Source organism: Pectobacterium sp. CFBP8739, from assembly GCF_013449375.1.
Classification (GTDB): domain Bacteria; phylum Pseudomonadota; class Gammaproteobacteria; order Enterobacterales; family Enterobacteriaceae; genus Pectobacterium.
In genome coordinates, this window is record NZ_JACDRR010000005.1 from 557,322 (window position 1) to 582,870 (window position 25,549).

22 protein-coding genes are annotated in these 25,549 nt (G+C 50.5%); 5 read left to right on the forward strand and 17 right to left on the reverse strand.

Features of this window, described 5'->3' with window-relative positions; translation table 11 throughout:
* Positions 1-294 precede the first annotated feature (294 nt).
* From tmaR to H0247_RS03305, 5 genes are all read right to left on the reverse strand, one after another.
* On the reverse strand, positions 295-612 hold the full coding sequence (gene tmaR, locus H0247_RS03285) for a PTS system regulator TmaR (RefSeq protein ID WP_180741225.1): 318 nt from the start codon (positions 610-612) through the stop codon (positions 295-297).
* 130 nt (positions 613-742) lie between these two features.
* Positions 743-1,501 (reverse strand): ABC transporter ATP-binding protein, encoded by a 759-nt coding sequence (locus tag H0247_RS03290; RefSeq protein WP_180741226.1) that lies wholly within the window; start codon positions 1,499-1,501, stop codon positions 743-745.
* Positions 1,498-2,505, reverse strand: a complete 1,008-nt coding sequence (locus H0247_RS03295) for an iron chelate uptake ABC transporter family permease subunit (RefSeq protein WP_180741227.1) — start codon at positions 2,503-2,505, stop codon at positions 1,498-1,500. The genes H0247_RS03290 and H0247_RS03295 overlap by 4 nt, the downstream gene beginning before the upstream one ends.
* A complete protein-coding gene (locus H0247_RS03300) occupies positions 2,495-3,454 on the reverse strand; it encodes an ABC transporter permease (protein WP_180741228.1) in 960 nt (319 codons plus the stop codon). Before H0247_RS03300 ends, H0247_RS03295 begins: the two co-directional genes overlap by 11 nt.
* Positions 3,455-3,475: 21 nt before the next feature.
* Positions 3,476-4,426: a siderophore ABC transporter substrate-binding protein gene (locus tag H0247_RS03305; protein WP_180741229.1), complete on the reverse strand. Its 951-nt coding sequence runs from the start codon at positions 4,424-4,426 to the stop codon at positions 3,476-3,478.
* A 271-nt stretch (positions 4,427-4,697) separates the two neighbouring features.
* Here H0247_RS03305 and sbcB point away from each other — a divergent pair, with 271 nt between their 5' ends.
* Positions 4,698-6,125, forward strand: a complete 1,428-nt coding sequence (gene sbcB / locus H0247_RS03310) for an exodeoxyribonuclease I (protein WP_180741230.1) — start codon at positions 4,698-4,700, stop codon at positions 6,123-6,125.
* Positions 6,126-6,184: 59 nt separating this feature from the next.
* Here sbcB and H0247_RS03315 read toward each other — a convergent pair whose 3' ends face one another.
* The 11 genes from H0247_RS03315 to H0247_RS03360 all read right to left on the reverse strand — a co-directional run bounded on the left by H0247_RS03315 (position 6,185) and on the right by H0247_RS03360 (position 16,984).
* Positions 6,185-7,555 carry an APC family permease gene (locus H0247_RS03315; protein WP_180741231.1) on the reverse strand — a complete coding sequence of 457 codons (1,371 nt, stop codon included), beginning with the start codon at positions 7,553-7,555 and terminating at the stop codon, positions 6,185-6,187.
* Positions 7,545-7,751 carry a hypothetical protein gene (locus H0247_RS19980; protein WP_336869409.1) on the reverse strand — a complete coding sequence of 69 codons (207 nt, stop codon included), beginning with the start codon at positions 7,749-7,751 and terminating at the stop codon, positions 7,545-7,547. Before H0247_RS19980 ends, H0247_RS03315 begins: the two co-directional genes overlap by 11 nt.
* A gap of 432 nt (positions 7,752-8,183) precedes the next feature.
* Complete coding sequence (locus H0247_RS03320) at positions 8,184-8,939, reverse strand: flagellar brake protein (RefSeq protein WP_180741232.1); 756 nt, start codon at positions 8,937-8,939, stop codon at positions 8,184-8,186.
* A gap of 314 nt (positions 8,940-9,253) precedes the next feature.
* Positions 9,254-10,159 carry a triphosphoribosyl-dephospho-CoA synthase CitG gene (citG, locus tag H0247_RS03325; protein WP_180741233.1) on the reverse strand — a complete coding sequence of 302 codons (906 nt, stop codon included), beginning with the start codon at positions 10,157-10,159 and terminating at the stop codon, positions 9,254-9,256.
* Entirely contained in the window at positions 10,137-10,664 is a 528-nt protein-coding gene (gene citX / locus H0247_RS03330; RefSeq protein WP_180741447.1) for a citrate lyase holo-[acyl-carrier protein] synthase, read from the reverse strand. Before citX ends, citG begins: the two co-directional genes overlap by 23 nt.
* 25 nt (positions 10,665-10,689) lie before the next feature.
* Positions 10,690-12,219 carry a citrate lyase subunit alpha gene (citF, locus tag H0247_RS03335; protein WP_180741234.1) on the reverse strand — a complete coding sequence of 510 codons (1,530 nt, stop codon included), beginning with the start codon at positions 12,217-12,219 and terminating at the stop codon, positions 10,690-10,692.
* A gap of 53 nt (positions 12,220-12,272) precedes the next feature.
* On the reverse strand, positions 12,273-13,148 hold the full coding sequence (citE, locus tag H0247_RS03340; protein ID WP_010277112.1) for a citrate (pro-3S)-lyase subunit beta: 876 nt from the start codon (positions 13,146-13,148) through the stop codon (positions 12,273-12,275).
* Positions 13,148-13,438 carry a citrate lyase acyl carrier protein gene (gene citD / locus H0247_RS03345; RefSeq protein WP_180741235.1) on the reverse strand — a complete coding sequence of 97 codons (291 nt, stop codon included), beginning with the start codon at positions 13,436-13,438 and terminating at the stop codon, positions 13,148-13,150. Before citD ends, citE begins: the two co-directional genes overlap by 1 nt.
* Positions 13,439-13,461: 23 nt before the next feature.
* Entirely contained in the window at positions 13,462-14,526 is a 1,065-nt protein-coding gene (gene citC, locus H0247_RS03350) for a [citrate (pro-3S)-lyase] ligase (RefSeq protein WP_180741448.1), read from the reverse strand.
* Between the two features lie 88 nt (positions 14,527-14,614).
* A complete protein-coding gene (locus H0247_RS03355; RefSeq protein WP_180741236.1) occupies positions 14,615-15,499 on the reverse strand; it encodes a fumarylacetoacetate hydrolase family protein in 885 nt (294 codons plus the stop codon).
* A gap of 114 nt (positions 15,500-15,613) precedes the next feature.
* Complete coding sequence (locus H0247_RS03360; protein WP_180741237.1) at positions 15,614-16,984, reverse strand: 2-hydroxycarboxylate transporter family protein; 1,371 nt, start codon at positions 16,982-16,984, stop codon at positions 15,614-15,616.
* A gap of 419 nt (positions 16,985-17,403) precedes the next feature.
* Here H0247_RS03360 and H0247_RS03365 point away from each other — a divergent pair, with 419 nt between their 5' ends.
* The 4 genes from H0247_RS03365 to H0247_RS03380 all read left to right on the forward strand — a co-directional run bounded on the left by H0247_RS03365 (position 17,404) and on the right by H0247_RS03380 (position 24,501).
* Positions 17,404-19,008 carry a sensor histidine kinase gene (locus H0247_RS03365; RefSeq protein ID WP_180741238.1) on the forward strand — a complete coding sequence of 535 codons (1,605 nt, stop codon included), beginning with the start codon at positions 17,404-17,406 and terminating at the stop codon, positions 19,006-19,008.
* Positions 19,009-19,104: 96 nt separating this feature from the next.
* On the forward strand, positions 19,105-19,806 hold the full coding sequence (locus H0247_RS03370; protein WP_180741239.1) for a response regulator: 702 nt from the start codon (positions 19,105-19,107) through the stop codon (positions 19,804-19,806).
* A 454-nt stretch (positions 19,807-20,260) separates the two neighbouring features.
* A complete protein-coding gene (locus tag H0247_RS03375) occupies positions 20,261-22,195 on the forward strand; it encodes a methyl-accepting chemotaxis protein (RefSeq protein ID WP_180741240.1) in 1,935 nt (644 codons plus the stop codon).
* 353 nt (positions 22,196-22,548) lie between these two features.
* On the forward strand, positions 22,549-24,501 hold the full coding sequence (locus tag H0247_RS03380) for a methyl-accepting chemotaxis protein (protein WP_180741241.1): 1,953 nt from the start codon (positions 22,549-22,551) through the stop codon (positions 24,499-24,501).
* 96 nt (positions 24,502-24,597) lie between these two features.
* Here H0247_RS03380 and H0247_RS03385 read toward each other — a convergent pair whose 3' ends face one another.
* Complete coding sequence (locus tag H0247_RS03385; RefSeq protein WP_180741242.1) at positions 24,598-25,440, reverse strand: SDR family oxidoreductase; 843 nt, start codon at positions 25,438-25,440, stop codon at positions 24,598-24,600.
* Positions 25,441-25,549: the final 109 nt, after the last annotated feature.

Consider the following 25,549-nt stretch of genomic DNA (forward strand, 5'->3'; position numbering starts at 1 on the left):
AAAACGCCTCGCAAGAAATTGATTAACTTGCGAAAAATGGCATTCAGCGTGCGAGCTGGATTCCAATTTTGGAGGCGTTTGACATCATCAGCAGCGACAAAATCATTAACAGCCGCCACCGATGCTCAAACAAGTGGGTAGGCAAAAAGGCAGGATGTGGCGTAAAAGCCAAAAGGAAAAGGAAAAGGAAAAGGAAAAGGAAAAGGAAAAGGAAAAGGATCGCAGCAGCGATCCTTTTACAGTAGAAAACAATTTACAGTAGAAAGTGGTTTTACCGTAAAACGGAGCGTTAGGTTACTTAACTTCGCCCATCGCTTTCAGCTTTTTAGACAGATCACGGCGTTCTTTCGAGAGGTCGGCGTTCTTGATGATGTAGTCATCAACGCGGTCTTCATAATCACTGCGCATATTGGCGATGATATTTTGCACATCTTCAATGGACATACCCGGTTTCAGATATTCGCTCAGGTTGTCCAGTAGCAGAACACGCTTCTGGTTATCGCGAATTTTCTTTTCGTTGTCGACGATCTCACGCTGAAGTTTGTTTTTACGACGAAACATGCGCACGAATTCCAGTACATCCTGGAAACACGGCTTAGTGTCCTTATCCATCTTTTACCCTTACCTTAAGTCATACATAAATTCTTTATGCATTCACCATACAGGTTATACCTAGCGTCTTTCAAGCAGTGCTTACGCCCTTTGCGCTAACACCCCGCTGAGCGAATAATCTGTCATCAAACTAGCGGTAATATACCGCGATACGCTGATTATGAACCTCTTCGATGGCCACTTCAGTGTCGAAAATATCTTCCAGAACGTCGGACACCATGATGTCCTCCGGTTTTCCCGTGTAGATGATCTGCCCTTTACGCATCGCAATAATGTAGTCTGAATAGGCAGAAGCAAAGTTGATATCGTGGATAACCAGCACAATGGTTTTTCCTAATTCATCCGCCGCACGGCGGATCTGCTTCATCATCGCCACCGCGTGTTTCATATCCAGATTATTCAGCGGTTCATCCAGCAGCACGTATTCCGTATCCTGACACAACACCATCGCGACATAAGCACGCTGCCGTTGGCCGCCAGAAAGTTCATCTAAAAAACGATCTTTCAATTCCGTCAAATTGAGGAACGCCAACGCGGCATTAATACGCTCACGATCGTCAGCGTTCAATCGCCCTTTGGTATAAGGATAACGGCCAAACCCCACCAGCTCGGCTACCGTTAAGCGGCTGGTAAACTGGTTTTCCTGTCGCAGCACGGACAAACACGTCGCCAGTTTATCGCTTGGTGTTGTCATCACATCCATGCCGTTAACTTTTACCTGTCCGCGATCCGCTTCCAGCAAGCGGCTAATAATGGACAACAATGTCGACTTCCCCGCACCGTTCGGGCCGATTATCGACGTGACGCCGCCGCGAGGCACCGTCGCCGTGACATTATTTAATACCGTCACGTTATTATACGTTTTAGTTACATTGCCGATCTCAATCACACGGAAACCTTTTTCAGTAGCAACACAATAAACAGCGACCCACCGATAAATTCGAGGACGACAGAGAGCGCACCAGCCATGCCAAGCAGATGCTCCAAAATCAGTTGCCCCCCCACCAATGCAATAATGCCAAGTAAAAACGCCGTTGGGAGAAGAATACGATGTTGGCTGGATCCCGCGATCAGATAGGCTAAATTCGCAACCATGAACCCTAAAAAGGTCAGAGGCCCCACCAATGCCGTCGAAATAGCGACAAGTATGGATACCAATAACAGTACGATGGTGACATGGCGCTTGTAGGCGATTCCCAGATTAATCGCCGTATTTTTCCCCAACGCCAACACATCTAATTGGAAACGCAACCGCCACACGAACAGCGCCACAATCAAGATGATGACCGCTGATAGCGCAATTAATTCTGGAGCTGCTCGAGTAAATGTTGCGAACATTCGCCCCTGTAACACGGCGAATTCACTGGGCGTTAAGAGACGTTGCATCAGGCTTGACGCACTGCGAAACAACGTACCGCAAATGATCCCGACCAGCAGAACCAAATGCAGATTGCTGTGGCGACCGGTGAACAACCAGCGATAAAGTAGCGAGGAGAACAGAACCAACAACAATGCTTCGAAGACAAACTTACCACTGACGCCAACCGCCGAAATACCTTGCACGCCGAAGAAGAACAACACCATTGTTTGCAACAGGACAAACAGCGCCTCAAACCCCATGATAGATGGGGTTAGAATGCGGTTATTGGTCACCGTCTGGAACAATACCGTTGATATACTGGCAGCAAACGCCACCAATATCATCGTAGATAAAATCTGCCCTCGGTGTATCAGGATATAACGTAGGTTCCCCCCCAGATTGATGGTCATGAACACGACGATTATCGCTAATGCTCCCGCACTCAACCACCATAAACGCCGATAAGGCACGGCGCTGGGCTCGACTGGCACGGTCGCTGGGCAGGTATCAACCTTAAATTCATTAACTGACATGGCGTTTCTGACTCAACAACAGGGTGAGGAACACGACAGCACCGATCACGCCCAGAATAACGCTCACTGGAATCTCGAACGGGTAACGCACCACACGACCAATGATATCGCATAGCAGCACAAGTCCACCGCCAAGCAAACACACCCAAGGGATAGTTTTCCGCACATTATCGCCGATGATCATGCTAATCAGGTTCGGCACAATCAGTCCCAAAAACGGCAATGCGCCGACGACAACGACGACGACACCGCTGATCACCGCAATGATAGAGAGCCCCAGCAACATAACCTGCCGGTAATTCAGGCCAACATTAACGGAGAACTCCCGCCCCATTCCAGCAACAGTAAAACGGTCTGCCGTCCAACACGCTAATAACGTCAGGATTCCTACCAGCCAGAGCAACTCATATCGGCCTTGTAAAATCCCGGAAAAATCCCCGGCTTCCCAACTACCGAGCGACTGTAGCAAGTCATAATGCATGGCACCGAATGTCGTTACCGCGCCGATGACAGCGCCAAACATGATCCCAACCAGCGGTACAACCAACGCTGATTTGAGAACAATACGGCGCAATAGCATCATAAACAGTAGCGTACCAATCATGGCAAACACGCTGGCGACGACCATCTTCACCATCAAGGACGCGGATGGCGCAACCACCATCACCACCAGCAAGCCAAACCCCGCAGACTGCGTTGTACCAGCCAGTGAAGGTTCAACAAAGCGGTTCTGTGTCAGCAGTTGCATGATTAACCCAGCAACGCTCATGGCGCTTCCGGCCAATAACAGCGCCAAGGTACGTGGGACACGACTGATAAAGAAAATGTCACGCATCATCGGGTCGGTCCATACGGCATCCAGCGTAACTTGTCCCGCACCAATAAATAGACTGCAGGTAATCATCCCCAACATGAGGATGATACCTGCCGAAAAATAAAACGCTTTCATTACTGAAGTCACGATGCAGTCTTAAGGTTTCGCATCAAGTGCTTTATTAACATCGTCGATCAGGCGCAGATAGCTTTGCAGCCCACCCGCGATATAAATCGAAGAAGAGTCTAGGTAAATCACGCGATTATTCTGCCAAGCATTGGTTTTATTCACTAATGGGTTATCCAAAACCTGCTTAGCTGATTGCCCTTCCTTCTGATTGCCGATCGCGCTGTCACGATCGAAGACGAATAACCAGTCCGGATTGACACTCAACAACAGTTCAGATGTCACCACATTCCCGTGGCGACCGGACTCAGGAAATTCTGTCGCGGGTTTAAATCCCAACTCATCGAAAACGAAGCCGAAACGGGATTTCGGGCCATATGCCGACATTTTCCCCCCCGTCACCATCACCAATAATGCCGACCCTGCTTTATCGGCTTTTTCACGCGTTTGAGCGATACGGTTTTTAAAGTCATCCAGTTTGGCTTTAGCTTCATCCTGCTTGCTAAAAATCTCACCCAGTTGTTCCACTCGCTGCGTAAAACTGGTCATAAATTGACGATCATCGATATCTAGCGCAATCGTTGGTGCGATAGCATTTAATTTGTCATAGGCATCACGAGCGCGACCGCCACCAATAATCAAATCCGGCGCAGCACTGCTGATAGCTTCATAGTTAGGTTCAAACAGCGTGCCAGCATTTAGGTACTTACTGTCCCGGTATTGCGCGAGAACATCTGGAAATATTTTTGCGTCGCCTTGTGGCACGCCGGCGACATCAATGTTCAGCGCGGTCATCGTATCCAGAATGGCGGTATCAAACACAATGACTTTTTTCGGATTCACGGGCACCTGCGTGACACCTTTTGTATGTTCAATCGCCACTGTTTGGCTTGCCGCAGATGGTGAATCAGCTTGATCGCAGCCAGCCACCACTAACGCGGAAGCCAACAGCGTCATTTTAATCATTGAGGGAAACCGCATTCCTTTCTCCTTATTTCGGCATTCAGCAGTGCGAATAACATCGCAAAGTAGCGAATTTAATTATCATTCGCATTAAAACGAAAATTGTAACCGAATGGACACACTCATGCCTAGCGATTATGTCTATCCTTCTTTTGATGTAAGTCAGAGAAGTGATGCACATCAGGAAAGCGCCACAGGAAAGTCGATTAAATGGTATCCTTGCCACTTTCCAGTCTGTTTGCCTGACGTCAGGCTCAGCGCATACACGTAGCTAAAGCTAACTGCATATATGGCCGAGAAAACACAACCCACTTTTTTCATACACGACTACGAGACATTCGGTAAACATCCGGCGCGCGATCGCCCCGCGCAATTTGCGGGTGTCCGTACCGATATGGATTTCAATATCATCGGTGAGCCGCTGGTCATTTATTGTCGTCCGGCCGATGATTACCTGCCGGAGCCAGAAGCGGTGATGATCACCGGTATTACTCCCCAGGTCGCGCTGACAAAAGGTGTCAATGAGGCAGAATTCGCTCGTCAGATCCACGACGCGTTCAGCGTGCCCGGCACCTGTATTATGGGCTACAACAACATTCGCTTTGATGATGAAGTCAGCCGGAACATTTTCTACCGTAACTTCTACGATCCTTACGCTTACAGCTGGCAAAACGGCAACTCTCGCTGGGATCTGCTGGATGCGTTACGCGCCTGCTATGCCCTGCGCCCAGAAGGCATCGTCTGGCCCGAAAATGATGACGGCCTGCCCAGCTTCCGCCTTGAGCACCTGACGAAAGCCAACGGCATCTCGCATGAACAGGCGCATGATGCGATGTCCGACGTTTATGCCACCATTGCGATGGCAAAACTGTTCAAGCAGGCGCAGCCCAAGCTGTTTGAATATCTGTTCCCGCTACGTAACAAAAACAAAATTTCCGCGCTGATTGATATCCCGCAAATGAAGCCGCTCGTTCACGTGTCTGGCATGTTTGGCGCGGCGAGGAGCAACACCAGTTGGGTGGTGCCGCTCGCCTGGCACCCGGACAACCGTAACGCGGTCATCATGTGCGATCTGGCTGGCGATATGACACCGCTGCTAGAGCTGGACAGCGCAGCCTTGCGCGAACGGCTATACACCCGCCGGGATGCGCTGGAGGCGGATCAGAGTGCGGTTCCACTCAAGCTGGTGCACATCAATAAATGTCCGGTCTTAGCACCAGCCAATACCTTACGGCCGGAAGATACGGAAAGATTAGGCATCGATCGTCAACGCTGTCTGGACAATCTCGCACTGCTGCGTAGCAACGCGAGCGTCAGGGAAAAAGTGGTAGAGCTGTTTGCTGAAGCCCCCGCGTTCGCCGCATCTGATGATGTCGATTTGCGGCTTTATGATGGCTTCTTTGGCGATGCCGATCGCATGGCGATGAAAATTATTCAGGAGACCGCCCCGCAGAATCTTCCCGCGTTGGATCTCACGTTTGCCGATAATCGTCTGGAACCGCTGTTTTTCCGCTATCGCGCCCGCAATTTCCCCGGCACGCTGGACGACAGTGAGCAGCAACGGTGGTTGCAACATCGACGTGCAGTATTTACGCCAGAACGCTTGCAGGACTATCTGTCAGAACTCAGCAATCTGTATCAGTTGCATGAAGACGATAAAGAGAAGATGGCACAGCTAAAAGCGCTGTACGCCTATGCGCAGGAACTGGTGGGATAAGTCATAAAAAAGTGGAGCACATCGGCTCCACTTTTTCTTTCATGGAAGTTGTCGGTGGCTTACACCGGCTCTTCACTGCATTGCGGTACTGGCTGGCGGAAGCTGCGCGTCACAAACGCCAGATAGAGCAGCCCGATCGTCGCCCATACCAGCCCCAGCGTCATTGAGCTGGCTTCCAGATTCACCCACAGCGCCCCGACCGTCAACGCGCCCAGTACGGGCAGCACGAGGAAGTTAATGGTGTCTTTCACAGTACGGTTACGGCGTTCACGAATATAGAACTGTGAAATAACCGACAGGTTCACAAACGTAAACGCCACCAACGCACCGAAGTTAATCAACGCGGTCGCCGTCACCAGATCGAACGACACGGCAGACAATGCGATTACGCCAACCAGCAGGACGTTCAGCGCCGGCGTGCGCCATTTCGGGTGGATATAACCGAAGAAGCGCTCAGGGAACACACCATCGCGCCCCATCACATACATCAAACGGGAGACACCTGCGTGGGCGGCCATACCGGATGCCAGCACAGTAACGCAGGAGAACACCAGAATAATAGACTGGAAGAATTTACCTGCAACATACAGCATGATTTCAGGCTGAGAGGCATCCGGCTCTTTAAAGCGGGAGATATCTGGGAAATACAGTTGCAGGAAATACGCCACGGCAACAAAGATCACGCCGCCGATCAGCGCCGTCAGGAAGATGGCTTTTGGAATCACCCGACCGGCGTCCTGCGTTTCTTCCGACAGCGAGCTGATGCCGTCAAAACCCAAGAATGAGAAACAGAGAATCGTGGCGCCGGTAATCATCGGCACCACATGGGCGTTCTCAGACCAGAACGGACGCGTACTGGTCAGCGTACCTGCCCCTTCGCCCAGATAAACACCGTGAATCACCAGACCGAGGAATACCGCCATGATCGCAACCTGCACCACCACGATAATGGAGTTCAGGTTAGCAACAAGACTGATGCCACGCAGGTTAAACAGCGTCATCAAGCCGACCAGCGCCGCCACAAAAATCCATGACGGAACGCCGGGGAAGATCGCTTCCAGATAGATTTTCGCCAGCAGGATGTTGATCATCGGCATGAACAGATAGTCCAGCAGTGATGACCAGCCGACCATAAACCCGACGTGCGGGCTGATCGCTTTTTGCGCGTAAGTATAAGCAGAGCCCGCAGATGGGAAACGTTTTACCAGTTTGCCATAGCTCAGCGCCGTGAACAGAATGGCGACCAGCGCAAACGCATAGGCCGTTGCCACATGGCCATCGGTCAGGCCAGACACGATACCGAAGGTATCAAAAATGGTCATCGGCTGCATGTACGCCAGCCCCATCATAACAACGGGCCACAGCGTAAGCGTTCTTTTTAACTGAGCTCGTTTGGCGCCAGCGTTAGGCAGAGAGGTATCAAGCGACATGGCGTACACCTCCGTTCATTACGGCAGGCGCATACGCACCGGAAACAAATGAATGGATACAGGGCTCGCCTGAATCACGATGAGAAGAGGTAGCTGTAACAGCACCAGAAATAACTTGCGACGGCGTCGCGCCATAACCAATACCTTTGCAGCCCAAACCGGCGGGCACCGGTGCGAAACTTACTGATTGCCCCATCTTTCCTTTCCTCACTGTGCTCACAGGCACACACAAAATTATCTATCCGGATCGTTGTCCGGCCTCTTTGGTTGAAGACCCTATACCCAGCAAACCTGAGCGACAGAGAAGGTAAGAAACCACACCAATATCCCTGTAACCTGGAGGTTGACGAGCATAAATGTAAAAAAATAACCGACGCTATTAGACGTCGGTTATTTTGCAAGGCGCGTATTCTGCACCAGACGATCTCATCTGACAAGGTTCTGAGAACGTTGGAAACAATTTATTTATCCCCATCGTACATCAAGCGGCGTGCATAGTGATTTTTCGCATGCAAAACAGTGATATTTTGCTCCGCAGCCTGAATCCTTTCAGAGTAAATACGTTAATATTCGTAATGAAAAACGTTGCTATTATGTGTGGCCCAAACTAAAAGGTCGCGCTTAAAAATTACAATTCCTGGAACCGTTTTTTCTTTTCGTTTTGTAATCTTTCCAGCTCAAAAATCACCTGCTGAAGATCCCGCTCTTGTGCCGCACTCAGTGACGGGAATTTGAAGCTCAGACGCTGCGTGAGTTTCACTTCGCCTTTATTATCGACAACCTTCACGACTGCCTGGCCAACGAACTGCAAATCGACACAAAAGAAACCGTGGTCAGCAAGATCCATTTCCACGCTCTTGATAATGTCACCTTCGGTCAACAAGCCCGTCGTGTCACGGTCGGTATACAAACTCAACCCACCCAGAGAGAGATCTTTAATCGTAAACAGGAAAACACTCTCATCCGGCAGTTCACCACGACACGTCAGCGGCGGCCACAATGGAGTGTTAATGCGGAAATAGGTTCTACGTTGGATAAGATAAAGCTGTTCTGGAATCTGCGCGCTGAAAGCCGGCAAGCCATCGAACTCAACTGTCTTGATAATTTCAGCATCAAATTCGACTTTCGCGCCCGCAGGCTCTGCAACAAAGGAGAGTGATCCCGCATACAGCGCACGATTATTTTCACGCGCAATGCCGCCTAAATCAAAAATAAACAGATTATTGTCAGGGACGACATCCAGAACCTTACTGATAAATTGCCCGTGAGGATGATGCACCATCAAAGACGTGTCATTCTTCTTTAATTCACGTAGTGTTGCACAGATAGCCAGTTTGTTGCGCTTAACAAACTGCTCTTTCAAATTTTCATTCACCGATTTCATCCCCACCATTTTTACATGGATTATGTGCCAATGGGTTATATTGATGCACGCCTCTCCGTTATCTTTCAAGTCCCATGTGTGCCACGACGATGCCACCGTACTGGCTGCATATTGAAACGATTATGCGGAGCGTCTGAAATTGTACGATATAAATTGGTGCAAACGATATCGGCAGTTTGCCCAACTACTTTAGTGGCATAATAGAAAAAAAGTGAGCAGAAGCGATCAGATAATGGCGTTTTCTTGTACATCGTTGATGAGTACAACATTGCCATTATCCGCCCCTTCTGCCTCAGTGTATTGGCACCGCAGCGCTATTCGGCGGGATAGTGATACAGCAGCCAGGTTAACGCCAGCAAATCGGCACTGCCGCCCGGGCTAAGGTTTCTGGCAATCAGCGCGTCGTCCATCTTTATGAGCGCCTGCCGATCCAGCGGGCCAACGAGTAACTTCTGCGCATAATTTTGCACAAACACCAGCCCGTCCATCCCACCGCGAGAAACGACATTGGTATCGGGATTATGGGCCATCAATACCAGCAGCGTGTGTAACAGTGCAGTTTCGTCATCCGCTCCAGCGGCAATAGCCTGCTGTAAAGCAGGTAAAGCATACTGACATACGGTATTGAAACCGCTGGCGGCTTCTCCCCGCGCCCCCGTCAGGCCATGACGTTGATAGAGATGCTCACCCGCCGTTGTCGCGCCGACGCAGGTCTCCAGCTCATTACGCACCAAATCGAGGCTCATTGCGGCAACGCTGTCGCACAGGCTGCGCTGCGTCACAGGCTCTCCCCGTCCTGCCAGCCAGCCAGCGGCGGTGCACAGCAGGCCAAACGCGAAAATTCCACCTTTATGGGTATTCACCCCTTTCGTCGCGGACAACATCGCCTGTTCGCAGGCGATGCCGATAGGCCGAACCTGAGACAATAATTGCGCTAGCGGTGTGTTAGCGTGCTGATAACCCGCCTCAGTAAAACGGCGAAACCAGGGCGAAATCGCCTGAATACTGGTCTGAAACAGCGCGACATCCATATCACGATGAGCGCCGTTATTCGCGCGATCCACCAGGCCAGGCTTTGGCGTCAGCATCACTTCCATTGCCAACGCATGCGCGACCCGCCGATCAATATCCGGTAACGGATCGCATTCCCGATAATCATAGGCGGAGGAACGGGACACCGCGACCGACAGGATACCGTCAGGCTGGCGTAAAGTAGGCATTGACCTTTTCCTCAACGTGCTCGAGTAGCTCAGACAGCGAATGACGGCGCGAACGGCTACAAGCATGTGCCATTTGATCGCATAATAAGCAGGTTCGCCCGCTGTGCGCCAGCATTGATCGACCAATCGCCCCCTCTTCCGGACTGAAGATATCGAAATCCCACAGCCGCCCCAGTTCATGACTATCTTCCAGCGCAATAGTCGCCGCTTTCACCGACAGCGCATCTTTGGTTATCGCCCACAGACCTTCCGCTCCGGTTGCCAGCCAGAATGTCTGCTGCTCCAGCACCATCCAACCTCTGGTCTGACATAGAAGTGTGAATGCCTTGATCGCTTCGGCCATCACCTGCCGATAACCTTCGCTATCTTTTACCGGCCCCGGTGTAACCAGCGTCAGCGATACCAGCGTCGCACCGTGCCGGGCAAGCCATTCTTGCTGGCGAGCTGCGCGGCGTTCCTTCGCCGCGAGCAAGGTTTCCAGCGAGATGGAAACAGCATTTGTCATCATCGATTCCCTCATGCGTTCACACTTATTCGTCAGCTTCTTTCACCTGACGAACGACGTCAATCACGCTGCCATCTCGATAGCGAATCACACCAACGATGCGATCGTGAAACTCAATAGCACGAGGTTCGCCAACCAAGGCAATCGCACGCTGGTAAAGCGCCTCAATCGTCATCACCGCCAGCCCCGCTTGTTTCAGGCGTTCAGCAACGTCAGGGCGCGCCGGGTTGACGGCAATCCCGTGATCGGTCACCAGTACGTCAATACTTTCTCCCGGCGTAACGCGCGTCGTCACCTGACGTACCACGGTCGGGATACGGCTACGAATCAGCGGCGCAACGACAATGGTCAGGTTTGCGGCCGTCGCGACGTCACAGTGTCCACCGGACGCACCGCGCATCACACCGTCAGAGCCGGTGATCACGTTGACATTAAAATCGGTGTCAATTTCCAGCGCGCTGAGAATCACCATATCCAGTTGATCGCAGCAGGCCGCTTTAGAACTTGGATTGGCGTAAACGTTAGTGGAAATCTCTACGTGATTTGGGTTCTTCGCCAGCGACGCTGCCGCATTAGCATCGAAACACTGGGTATCGATCAGTTTTTCGATCAGCCCTTTTTCGTGTAAATCAACAATGCCGCCGGTGATCCCGCCGAGGGCAAAGCGTGCCACAATATTTTGTTGCCGCATCCTATCTTCAAGGAAACGTATACAGGCTGTCGAGGCTGCACCAGAACCGGTCTGAATAGAAAAACCGTTTTTGAAATAGCCGGCATGTTCAATGACGTCTGCCGCAGAACGGGCAATCAATAGTTCACGCGGGTTGCTGGTGACGCGCGCTGCACCCACGCTGATTTTTGCGGGGTCGCCAACTTCATCCACCTGAACGATATAGTCGACCTGATCTTGCACGATGCTGGCTGGCATATTGGGGAACGGCACCAGACTTTCGGTCAGCAATACCACTTTACGGGCGAACTGTGCGTCAACCATCGCATAGCCCAGCGAGCCGCAGCTGGATTTCCCAACAGTGCCGTTGGCGTTACCAAATTCATCACTGCACGGCACCCCCAGAAAGGCAACATCAATATTCAGCTCACCGCTTTGCAGCAAATGCACACGACCACCGTGAGAATGGATCTGTACTGGCTCTTTCATGAGTCCGTGAGAAATAGCATCAGCCAGCTTACCGCGCATCCCAGAGGTATAAATCCGGCTGATCACGCCTGCTTTGATGTGCTCGATCAGCGCCGCGTTACAGCTCATCAGCGAGCTGGAGGCTAGCGTCAGATCGCGAAAGCCCATACGAGCCAGCGTATCAACCACCCGATTAATGACTTTATCGCCTTCGCGGAAATGGTGATGGAAAGAGATCGTCATCCCATCTTTCAGGCCGCTGTGACGAACCGCCTCTTCCAGATCGGCACACAGTTTGCGCTCATGCTTTTGGGCGACGTCATTCAGCCACGGCGTATTCTGATTGGCGTTGACGAAGGGTTGCAGATGACGTTTTTCCGGGTACTGCTTTTGCAGTGCTTCAATAAAATGACTCATTGTCTAATCCTGTAATTCCTGAGAGCGGCCGTTGCGGTGTAATCGCGCAACGGCTATTTGCGAACGCCGGAAGCCTGAGCACGTTCCAGCACCCTTCTGGCATGGTCGATAATCGGCCCGTCGATCATTTTTCCGTTCAGGGAAATAACGCCCAGACCGGCACGTTCGCCCTCTTCGGCGGCTTTGATCACCAGATGGGAATAGTCCACTTCGTCTTGCGTGGGAGCATAAGCGTTGTGTAGCAGCTCAATCTGGCGCGGGTTAATCAGGGATTTACCGTTGAAGCCCAGTTTGCGGATCAGATCGACTTCTTTCAGGAAGCCGGCATCGTCATTAACATTGGGATAGACCACATCGAAGGCGTCGATACCAGCAGCGCGGGCCGCGTGCAATACCGCGCAGCGGGCATAAAACAGCTCCGTACCATCACCACGTTCCGTTTGCATATCCATCACGTAATCAAACGCCGCCAGCGCAATTCCGATCATGCGTTCGGAAGAACGTGCAATCGCAACCGCATTAATGACACCGACCGCAGACTCGATCGCAGCCATAATGCGCGTGGAACCGACTTCACGGCCGCAGGCTTTTTCGATACGAACCAGATGACGTTCCAGTTCATCCACATCGTCAGTGGAATCCGTTTTCGGCAGTCGAATCACATCAGCACCGCCGCGCACAGCCGCTTCAAGATCCAGCAAGCCAAACGGCGTACTGAGCTGGTTGATACGCACGACGGTTTCAATGTCGCGGTACATCGGGTGTTGGAGCGCATGGAAAACCAACAGGCGTGCGGTGTCTTTCTCGCGCAGGGAAACGGCATCTTCCAGATCGAACATAATGGAGTCAGGTTTATAGATAAACGCATTGGACAGCATGGCGGCGTTCGCGCCAGGGAGGAACAACATACTGCGGCGAAGCTTATTCATTACAATTTCTCCCATTCAATCTGCTGTCCGTCTGTCGCGCGCAGTACCGCGCTTTGCACACGAGCACGGATGACACAATCCAGCGCGCCTTTGTCATCCACAATGATCGTCCCTTCCTGTACGCCCAGTTCTTTCAGCGTGTCATTCACGACCTGTTTGATTTGGTGACCGAACTGTTTCATGACTTCGCTGTTAATGACCACGGTGAGTTTCCCGTCGGCCGGTGCCACTTTGACCAGCAAATCGCTGGATTCAAAGGTGCCAGCAAGGGACTCCTTAACAATCTTCATAGACTTATCCTGATTAATTTTAATTACGCGTATTCAGGCTCGTAATAGCGCTGTAAATGCGCAAAGGTTGAGGCTGGCACGATGCTCTGAATACGGCTGTACTGTCGAAGCTTGAGTAATTTCCTGACTTCCGAAGCGGAAATAGCCAGTCCTGAGGTTTGCCGCTTACGTTCAATTTCAACCACGTTTAGCGCTGGGGAAGACACCGTCTGGTCTTTCTCCAGCCAGTAGTGCATGTCCTGGTTGTACTGATACGTCACCGGGCAAAAGGGTTCGGTGCCGACGAAGCGCTGGGTAATACCGAGCGCCGGCGCGATATATTTCCTGAAAATGAGTAAATCCAGCGCCGCATGAGCACGGGTGATGAGTCTCTCTTCCTTCAGGAAATAACCGGGAAAGGTCGCCTTAGAGATCATGTAGTGTGAGCCGGCATGTACCGTCACATTGTGAATGTGCTCCACGCCGCGCTGTACCATCTCCAGACGCTCGCTGAACGGGAAAAAAGACACGTCTTCACGCACCACGAAGACGTGCAGCCAGTCACACGATTGTGCTGCATGCTCGGCCAGATAGCGGTGACCCAGCGTGAAAGGATTCGCGTTCATCACAATCGCGCCGATCTTTCTATCCGTCCGCATCGCAAGTGGTTCAGGGTACGCAAAGGCCGCCAAAGACTGGCAATACTGCTGAATACCAATCGGCGTGTTTTCCATCAGTACCGCGCTGTCCTGATAGCACACCAGCGGGTAGAAGCCACATCCGCGAAAGATGTCGACATTCTCCGGTCGGGTATAGAGAAACAGGTGGAAATGCCCGCGTTGCGCCGCCTGCTGCATCACTTCATTCACCACTTGTACGCCCAAGTTGAGGTGTCTGAATTCAGGGTCAACCGCCACGCACTTAATCGTGTTGGAAGCCAGCCCTGCACAGGCAATCAGCCGCCCGCCTAGTTTGCCCACCACCACGATGTCAATATCGTCATCCATGCCGAGCTGGCAATGTGCAAGGAATTGGCGTACCGCGTTCCTCTCCTGCTCCCGAAGGCGCACATCCAGCGTGTCAAAAAAGACAGAATCATTGGCATACATCACGGTTCTTCCTGCAACTCGAATTATTTAGGGCGGTCATTGCAGGCTGTCGGTTTTAACGCCGACAGCCAGGTACTTACACTCGCACTCAGTGCGCGACGGCTTCCGCTGCGCTCGGAACCGATTTCAACGGCACCGCCGCATCCACTATCGTGTTGCGTAAATGGCCAATGTTCTCGATTTCCACTTCAATGCAGTCACCCGCGTTCATAAATAGCGGTGGATTGCGTTTTTTCCCCACACCACCCGGTGAACCGGTGATGATCACATCGCCTGGGCTCAGTTCAGTAAAGGTGCTGATGTATTCAATCAATTCAGCCACTTTGTGGATCATGCTGCTGGTGTTGTCGTCCTGTACCATGCGGCCATTCAGATACGTGCGGATCGCCAGCACATGCGGATCGGGAATTTCATCTGTGGTGGTCAGATAAGGACCAAACGCACCGGTTTTCTGCCAGTTCTTGCCTGCGGTAAACCAGCTGTGCTGCCAGTCACGCGCCGAGCCGTCCATGTAGCAGCTGTAGCCCGCGACATGAGAAAGGGCGACATCCTGAGCAATATTCTGTCCACCTTTACCGATAATGACCGCCAGTTCGCCTTCATAATCGAACTCACTGGAATAATGCGGTTTGATGACAGGTGTCGCGTGTCCGGTTTGTGAATCCGCGAAGCGCACAAATAACGTTGGCGCAGGATTCAGTTCATTAAATTCCTGACGTTTAGCGGCATAATTCATTCCCACACACAGAATTTTCCCTGGCGCAGTAATAACCGGTAAGAACGTAACATCCGCGACTGCAATATCGGGCGTGCTCATACTGAATTCATGCGCAACCTGTAATGCATTCTGCGCCAGTAACGCTTTCAAATCGGGGTAACGGTGACCAATTTTACTGCCGAGATCGATTAATCCCGTTGGCGTATAAATGCCGTAACTGTCTTTACCGTTATAACGATAGCTTGCAAGTTTCATAATATTTCCTGTGCAAAATAAACCCACGCGTATTGGCGGTTTTTATTTCGTTAACTCACTTATTTCTTCAAAACACTATTTTCTGGCTCGGTATCTTTTATTTTCTGCATGACATCAGACTAAAAAGTTGGCGAGCACCAGCAGTGAAACCGAAACGTTAATCGCGCCGCCGATACGTGTGGCAATCTGCGCGAAAGGCATCAGCACCATACGGTTACCTGCCGTCAGAATCGCGACGTCACCGGTACCGCCCTGTCCGCTCTGGCAGCAGGAGATAATGGCAACATCAATCGGGTGCATACCGATTTTTCTACCCACAAAGAAGCCTGTCGCGACCAGCGTTACCACGGTAGAAATAATCACCAGCAGGTTTTGAATCGTAAAAGCGTTCACCAGTTCCTGCCACGGCGTAATCGCCACGCCAACAGCAAACAGAATCGGATACGTTACAGAGGTCTGGAAGAACTTATAAACTACCTGAGACCCTTCCAACATTTTCGGTGAAACGCCGTGAGCCAGCTTCACCAGCACCGCAGCGAACAGCATGCCAACCGGTGCAGGCAGGCCAATCACTTTGTGGCCGAGCATACCGATCATATACAGCAGGATGGCCAGCAGCGCGCCGGAAGCAATGGTCGTCACATCAGCTTTACCGCTAAAGGCAGAAGCAGGGGCACTGCTTTCACTGTTGCCCAGATTGTTGCCTTTATTTGGCATCAGTTCACCTTCGCCAGTCAGGTGTGGATAGCGTTTACCCAACTGATTCAGCACACCGGCAATGATAATGGCGGTCAGGCTACCCAGCATTACGATTGGCAAGACGCGTCCCAGAGCAACACCCTGATCCATATGCAGAATCGTGGCATAGCCGATAGACAGCGGAATGGCGCCTTCACCTACCCCACCCGCCATAATCGGCAGAATCAGGAAGAAGAAGATTTGGAACGGATCCAGACCCAGTGCAATACCTACGCCCATACCCACCAACATCCCGGCAACTTCACCGCACAGCATAGGGAAGAAAATACGCAGGAACCCCTGAATCAGCGTCTGCCGATTCATACTCATGATGCTGCCGACAATGATGCAGCAAATGTAGAGATACAGAATGTTGGTACTTTTATAGAACTTGGTCGTGGATTCAACGACAACATCCGGCAGCAGGCCATAATGCACCATCGCCGAAGGAATGAAGGTCGCACAGATTGCCGCTGCCCCCATCTTGCCGATAATGGGCAGACGCTTGCCAAATTCACCACAGGCAAACCCGAAGAAGGCCAGCGTCGCCACCATCACGACGATGTCGCTCGGCAACTTGCCATTCAGACAGTCGATGCCGATTAATACCCCCGCCAGCAAAAAGAGTGGCACAGGAATAATACCTACTTTATAGGTATCCAGAATGTGCCACCATTTTTCCTTTAATGAGACCTTCCCAGCCGTCTCATTATTTACCACAATATATGAATCATCAGTCGTACTCATAACTCACTCCCCGTTTTATTTTGTCCGCGCATCATAGGGGGCGGGAACATATTATTATGTGATTCTCTTCAAATTAAAAAATGAGTTTTAAAGGCGTTTATGGTTTCTATGGCTTTTATTAAAAAATCGTTTGTTACGCAGTCAGTTAGGTGATTTTACGCCCGCAATAAATTTTATGGTTTCTATGGTGTTTATGGTTTTTATTTCCTAAAAGTGATTATGTTGATAAAAAGTAATTAAGTTGTTTACTAAAGAAAAAAGAGTCGTTTAATTTTATCTATTCATTCTTACCGCCATAGTGGTAACAATCTATTTAAACGTGTTATTGCTCACAAGTTTTTTCCTCTCAGTCCATTCTTATTACCATTCGTGATAAATTCAGCAGCTATTTCCCGTTTACCGTCAGGCAACCACACATCATGAGATTGAGACTTTCCTTTCATATCAAATTATTTATCTATTTGATCGTCTTCTTCTCTGTGTTACTTCTGATGACAGGCATTTATTATTATCACGATATCGATAAGCAACTGTATTCCGAACTGGGTGCGCGCGCGCAGGTGCAGGCCAGAGAGATTGCCATCATCCCGACGCTGGTTGAATCGGTAAAAAATAGAGATATCAAACAGATATACAGTCTCGCTCAGCAATTAAAACAGCGTAGCGATGCCAGCTATATCGTGATCGGCGATAATCAGGCACGTCATCTGTTTCATTCTGAATATGCGGAAAGCGACAAGCTCGTCGGCACGCAGATGGTCGGCGGTGATAATTTCGACGTATTAGCGGGAAAAAGCGTGATTACCGTGCGCCACGGCAGCATAGGCGTCTCACTACGCAGCAAAGCGCCAATCGTCTCTGATGGTCAGGTTATCGGTATTGTCTCTGTTGGTTATCTGAAAACGCACATCGACAACCTGACGTTCAGTAAGCTAGCGCATATTCTGCTGGCGATTCTAGCGCTTTTTGTCGCATTGTTTATCTTTTCTTGGTGGTTCTCACGGAATCTGAAAAAGCAGATGTTTGGCCTCGAACCCCTTGAGATTCGTATGCTGGTCAGGCAGCAGAAAGCCCTGCTCGAATCGATCTACGAAGGGGTTATCGCCATCGATAAACAGCACAGGATCGCGGCCATTAACCATGCCGCCAAAGAGATTCTCGGGTTGAATGCCCCCTCTTATCTGTTGCGCGGCAAGCCGATTGATACCGTGATTAAACCGGTTCCTTTTTTCTCCGGCGAGTCCATGTGGAACAGCGATACCCACGATGAGATCTGTCGCTTTAATCACGCCACCGTGATTGCCAGCCGGGTACGAATTATGCTGGAAGACGAGCTTCAGGGTTGGGTCATTAGTTTCCGCAGCAAAAACGATATCCATACGCTTAGCATGCAACTCAGTCAGGTGAAGCGTTACGCGAACAGCCTGCGCATTCTGCGCCATGAGCAACTGAACTGGACGGCGACGCTGGCTGGGCTGCTACATCTGAAACGCTATGACGAAGCGATCAAATATATTGAAGCGCAGTCGGAAAGCGCGCAGGTGGTGCTGGATTTTGTGTCCCGCCGCTTCTGTTCACCTGCGCTCTGTGGGCTACTGCTGGGTAAATACGCGACGGCTCGGGAAAAAGGCATCGAAATTGTTTTCGATCCACGCTGCCAGCTCACCCATATTCCCTCCGCGCTGAGCGAGACGGAGCTCATGTCCATCATTGGTAATTTGCTGGATAACGCGATGGAAGCCACATTAGCCACTACTGCACCACATTATCCTGTCGAGGTGTATATCTATGACAGCGAACAAGAACTGGTCATTGAAGTCGCCGATCAGGGAACGGGTATCGACCCGGCGATTGCCGATAGCCTGTTTGAAATGGGTGTAACCAGTAAAACGCAGGGCGATCATGGGCTAGGGCTGCATCTGGTAGCTAGCTACGTTAATCAGGCGCAGGGAATTGTCGAGGTTTCGGCCAACCAGCCAAATGGCAGCGTATTTTCTCTATTTATACCGATATCCCCCCAATGATTTGAGCGACGTGTATTGAACAACGTACAGGTCACTTGAGGTATAACGGGTGCCAGATTTTATTTTATGTTTCAGAGACTAACAGGGATTTACACCATGCAGCACACTGAACATTTCGATGTCTTAATCGTTGAAGATGAAAGTAAGCTGGCAACTATTCATGCTGAATTTATTGAAAAACATTTCAATCTGCGTGTCGTCGGGATTGCCGCTACGCTTTTTGAAGCCAAAAAACTCCTTCAGCAGCACAGGCCACGCCTGATTCTTCTCGATAACTATTTGCCCGACGGCGAAGGGGTGTCGCTGATTGAAAGCCAACTGCTCAAAGGGATGGACTGTTCCGTCATCTTTATCACCGCTGCCAGCGATATGAATACCTGCGCGCAGGCGATTCGCTGTGGGGCTTTTGACTACATCATCAAGCCACTCTCCTACCCCCGACTGCGCTCTTCACTGGAGCGGTTTATTCAATTCGTGAAGACGCAGCACACGTACAAAATTGTCGATCAGCAGAACGTCGATATTCTCTATCAGTTGCAATCGTCAGGCAGCGCGACCTCATCATCAACAAAAGGCATTGAGGAGAACACGCTAGGGCTGATCAAACAGATTTTTGCCAGCGATGGCAGCGAAACGCTGTATTCAGTCGATGATATCGTCGAAAAAACTGGGTTGAGTAAAACGACGGCACGCCGCTATCTGGAGTTTTGCGTTGAAAACCAGTTTCTCGATATCGAAATGCGTTACGGAAAGATTGGTCACCCACGTCGGCTGTATCGTACAAAAAACACTCAGTAGACACCATTCCTATCCTATGGCGGCGAGGTTAGCCGTCATAGGGCATTCGGCACAGTCAGACGACGGTGTGCGATAAAAATTGAGATAAAAAATCCGGTAACGTCATTGACTAATCGGGATATTTTACCAGTATTAAGTCAAAGCTTAACCATACGTTATCTTTATCCTATTTATATTTCAGCACATATCTAAATTAGCCATTTCCTTCTTTATTTTTTAAAAATTAAAAAACAATTTCGGTTTTCTGTGCTTATTCTTATAACGATTAACGTAATACAGATTGGTAATTCAACCGGTGCCTGCTGTGCAGTTGTCCAACAATAAGAGAGAAGCCTCACAAATTATTATTAGTTTCTTCACTCACACTAAAAAAAACTACTATAAATCCGATAAACACCATGGATCATATCGTTATTAACACCCGACACCAGTAATGCATCCTCGGAGAGACGTCATGTTCTTAGCCAAAAAAATCAGAAATCTTAAAATTTCCCAAAAACTGTATCTTGGGTTCGGGGTGATCCTGCTACTGGTCATCATTGCATCGCTACTGAGCGCAGCTCGCTTCAGAGAAATTCGTGATATTTATGAGAAAACCAACCTTATTTACAACATCAACATCGAAGTTTTTCAGGCCAAAATAAACCGCCTGAAGTATTTTTATTCGTATGAAGAGAAGTCGCGTGAAACCATGGCGGGCTTCGTTAAACATGCTTCAGAGTTAACCACTGAAGCGAAAATGCTCTCATGGAGTCCCGAAGGCGCTCCCCTTGTCAACGATCTCGGCCAGAACCTGACCGAATTCCAGAACGCGATCACCGAGATGGGGAAAGCCACGCAGCGCGTGGTAGAAAATCGCGACAAAATCAGCGCCGCCAACGGGCAAAACATTACCGCAGATTTTTACGCCACACTGCGCCAGCTGCCTTCTGATAGCACAGCGCAATATCAGGCTGAAGATTTGGCAACACAGATCTCAGAACTCAAACAGTTATCCTACGAGTTGCAGCTTAAGCAAAATGCTGATGCTGCGAAGAAGCTCAATGAGGCTTTTAGCCGCTTTGACAGCAGCTACCAGGTTGCTGTTGCGGCGCTGACGCCTGAACAGAAGGTTGCCGTAGAGGGTCTGCGAAGCTATGTCGCCAGCTATAAAAAGCTCAACAGTGATTACTTCCAGAGCGTCAACGATCTGAAAAAAGCAGAAGACGGTGTGAAGGTCGGCGGGGATAAAAGCAGCGCCGCTATTAAAGCGCTTATCGCTATCGTCAAAGAGAAGAATGACGCGCTAGCATATGGCTCCGCGACCATCACAATGATCATTGGCCTCATCGCCGTGGTAATCGGCATTATCATCTCACTGCTGATTACCCGCCAAATCACTCGCCCCGTGATTCATAACCTTTCTCTGGCGGAAAAAATCGCCGCCGGCGATCTGACCTCAACCATCGCGGCTGACCGCGATGATGAGCTGGGCCAGTTAACGGCCGCCATGGGGCGGATGAATGAAAAGCTGCGCCATATGATCAGCGATGTGCGTGACAGCGTGGACAGCGTGTCCGCCTCCGCGGCCAAGATTGCCGCCGGTAATAGCGACCTTTCTTCGCGTACCGAGCAGCAGTCTGCCGCCGTCGTGGAAACCGCCGCCAGCATGGAAGAACTGACATCGACCGTAAAAAACAACGCCGAGAACGCCAAGCAGGCGAGTCAAATTAGCACGGAAGCCTCACAAAATGCGCACAAAGGCGGCGAAGTGGTTCGGGATGTGGTGGATACCATGTCGGGTATTTCAGACAGTTCACGCAAGATTGCCGATATTACTGCCGTTATCAACAGTATTGCCTTCCAGACCAATATTCTGGCGCTGAACGCCGCGGTAGAGGCCGCACGCGCCGGTGAACAAGGTCGTGGATTTGCCGTGGTTGCCAGCGAGGTACGTACGCTTTCTCAACGCACATCGCAAGCGGCAAAAGAGATCGCCAGCCTGATATCAGAATCGGTGTCACGCATCAATGTGGGAACACAACTGGTCGCGAATGCGGGTACCGCGATGGAGCAGATTGTCTCCTCCGTCTCGCGGGTTAACGACATCATGGGGGAAATCGCTTCGGCTTCCGATGAGCAAAGCCGCGGCATTGAGCAAATCTCCCGCGCCATCAGCGAACTGGACACCACCACACAGCAGAATGCAGCGCTGGTGATGGAGTCCTCGATCTCCGCTAACTCGCTGGAAGAACAGTCTGCAATCCTGGAAAGCATGGTAGCGAACTTCCGCCTATCCGATCACGAGAGGAGTCAACCCAAAGCCAATATCCCTAGTTTGCCGCCACAGCAGAAACGCCTGCTGCCTGCATCAAAACAATCGCAGGACTCCAGTTGGACAACGTTCTAACGCTCAACATCTCAGCCCTGATATTCCGTCAGGGCTGAGCTCAATAGAACAATATTATTTCAACGATAAATAAATCACTGAATAATCAGCTAGCTACGTTATTTTGTCATTATTGACATAAAACACTGTGCATTTGCACATCCTTCCTTGACGCCCATCACAGAATGTTATTATCCCCGATTTTGACACTAACATCGCGATAAGAAAGCCCGATAACTCATAGTAGTTATAAATGAAACAGCAGTTAGAAATGAAATCGTGCGTAGAAACAGCATTGTCGTTAACAGTAAAATAATAGTTAGCAATAAAACCGTGGTCATTATTGCTAAAATCGTCATACATGGAGAGTTATAATGCAGCATCTTGCCAGTCGAATTCGTAACACAAAGATTTCTCATAAGCTTTATGCGGGATTTGGCATTATTTTATTACTCGTAATTATTGCCTCATCACTGAGTACAAAAAGATTTAAAGACATTAAAGATATCTATGAAAAAACCAATCTTATTTACAGCGTCAATATTGAGGTATTTCAGGCAAAAATAAATCGCGTTAAATATTTCTACGCACCCGATGAGAAAACAAAAGATATTCTGGCAAAATTTGTTAAAAGTGCGACCGATTTAACAGACAGTGCAAAAACGCTAGCCTGGAGCGCCGACGAGTTAGGCCACATTAACAGCTTAAAAGAAAATTTAGAGGGTTTTCAAACCTCAGTATCCGCCATGTCCGTGGCGACACAAAAGGCCGTTGGGATTCAGGACAAAGTCACCCAACTGCACGCACAAGCCACGCTAGATCCCGTTACACAGGCCATTCATAGCACCAGCTCATTCCCCGATAACGATGCTTATTACGCTCTTAGCAAGTTGGCTTTCTTGTTAAGTGAGGTACAAAAGCTGAGTTATGAACTGCAAATAACCAAAGATGAGAAAACATTAACGACACTGAATAACCGTTATGCCGAAACGGAATCAGCCTATCAGGCACTGCCGACTTTACCTGCCGACCTGAAAAGCCAGGCCGATGCATTACGAAATAACATTAAGCAATACCAACAGCTTAATGCAGACTATTACACCGCGTTCGATGACGTGAAAAAAGCAGAATATTTGGTCATGAGAGCCGGAACGAAAAGCAGCGCAGATATCAACGCACTGACGGCTATTATCAAAGCGAAAAACGATGAACTGGCCTATCATTCCGCTACCGTTACGATGATTATCGGCCTTATCGCCGTCATCATCGGTATCATGATTTCGATCTACATCACCCGAATTATCACCAGACCTATCATTCATAACCTGTCGCTGGCAGAACGTATTGCCGGTGGCGATCTCACCACCTCGATTCATACCGATCGTCACGATGAACTCGGTCGCCTTACCCTCGCGATGGGCTCGATGAATGAGCAACTGCGCCACGTTATCTCCGAAGTGCGAGACAGCGTCGGTAGCGTCAGCCAATCGGCAAGCAAAATCGCCACAGGCAATAGCGATCTTTCATCACGCACCGAGCAACAGTCAGCCGCCGTCGTGGAAACCGCAGCCAGCATGGAGGAACTGACGTCTACGGTGAAAAACAACGCCGATAACGCCAAGCATGCCAGCCAGATCGCCGCCGATGCCTCCAAAAATGCCATTAAAGGCGGCGAGGTTGTGAAACAGGTTGTGACGACCATGGACAATATCGCGGCCAGTTCCAAAAAAATCGCCGATATCACCACTGTCATCAACAGCATTGCCTTCCAAACCAACATTCTGGCGCTGAATGCCGCGGTAGAAGCCGCCCGTGCCGGTGAACAAGGCCGTGGTTTTGCCGTGGTCGCAGGCGAGGTCCGCAGTTTGTCGCAGCGCAGCTCTCAGGCCGCCAAAGACATCGAAGCTCTGATCGCAGAGTCCGTCGAGCGTACCAATGCGGGGAGTCATCTTGTGGCGGTTGCGGGAGAAACCATGGAGCAAATCGTCGATTCCGTTTCCCGCGTGAACGACATCATGGGGGAAATATCCTCCGCCTCTGAGGAACAGAGCCGAGGAATTGGGCAAATTGCACAGGCGATCAGTGAACTGGACACCACGACGCAGCAGAATGCCTCGCTGGTGATGGAATCTTCCATTTCCGCCAACTCACTGGAAGAGCAGGCTGTGCTGTTAGAAAAGTTGCTTGAGCACTTCCGCGTGTCTCAATCCGACAACCGCGCGGGTTCACGCACCTCATCCTCTACGCCACGACACGCGCTGCCAAAACACGTGTCAACGGCAGATAAGAAAGCCACATCGTCAGAAAGTGACTGGACGTCGTTTTAACGCTTCACGCCCGGATGCTTCACACACATCCGGGCGTATAAGAAGCCCTATCGCGGTATCAAAAAATCCAAGCAAACAAAGCAGTGCGGATTACAGTTAGCACTCGCCCCCTTCATTCAGCGGCATCGTTGAGGGATTAGGGTACTGATACTCAAACCCAAGCTCATGGCAGATGCGTTGCCCATCAACAATCCGACCCTGATCGCTGCCGGTGACGGGTGCAAACTGCGGCGGAGACAGGCGCAATCTGCGCGCCTGCTCAGGATAAAAGTCCTGTCTGGCAGGATGTTCTGACGCACACAGATTATAGATATGCCCACCGTTCGGAAGCTTAAGCAGCAGCAGGATCGCCGCCAGCACATCTTCCTGATGTACCAGATTCACACCCTGATTACCACGCGGCAGATTGGTTTTGCCAGCCAGGAAACGCCCAGGATGGCGTTCACCGCCGACCAGCCCCGCGAGACGCAAAATATCCACCGAGGTATCGGGTAGATGCTGCAACCACTGTTCAAGGGACACCAGCGTTTTACCTGCTACCGTCGTCGGCTGTAGCGGCGAATTTTCTCTTGCTGTACCGCTGCTATCGCCATAAACCGAGGTTGAACTGGTGAAGATAATACGCGGGACATGATACACGCGCGCCATATTCACCAACTGCTGTACCGCTTGCGAATACCCTTCGCCCCCTTCCGCCGTTCGGCTGGCGGGCAATGTCACGATCAGTACATCAACCTGTAATAGCGCGCTAAGCTCGTCTGCATCACATTCCAGTTCCGGCGTCAGCGCCAGTTGATAGCACTCAATCCCGCTCATTCGCGCCGCTTCCACGCCATCCAGCGTGGTTTTTGTTCCCGTTACGTGGTAACCGTGTCCATTTAACGCCAGAGCCAGCGGCATACCCAGCCAGCCCAACCCCACAATCGCTACTTTTTTCATCAACTGTTCTCCCAGCAAGGAGCCTATAATTACTCCTACTCTATCCCTACAGGGTAAACGGCTTTGACGCGCATCGCTATGGAACCCGCCCAGTTTTAGCCGGTCTTTC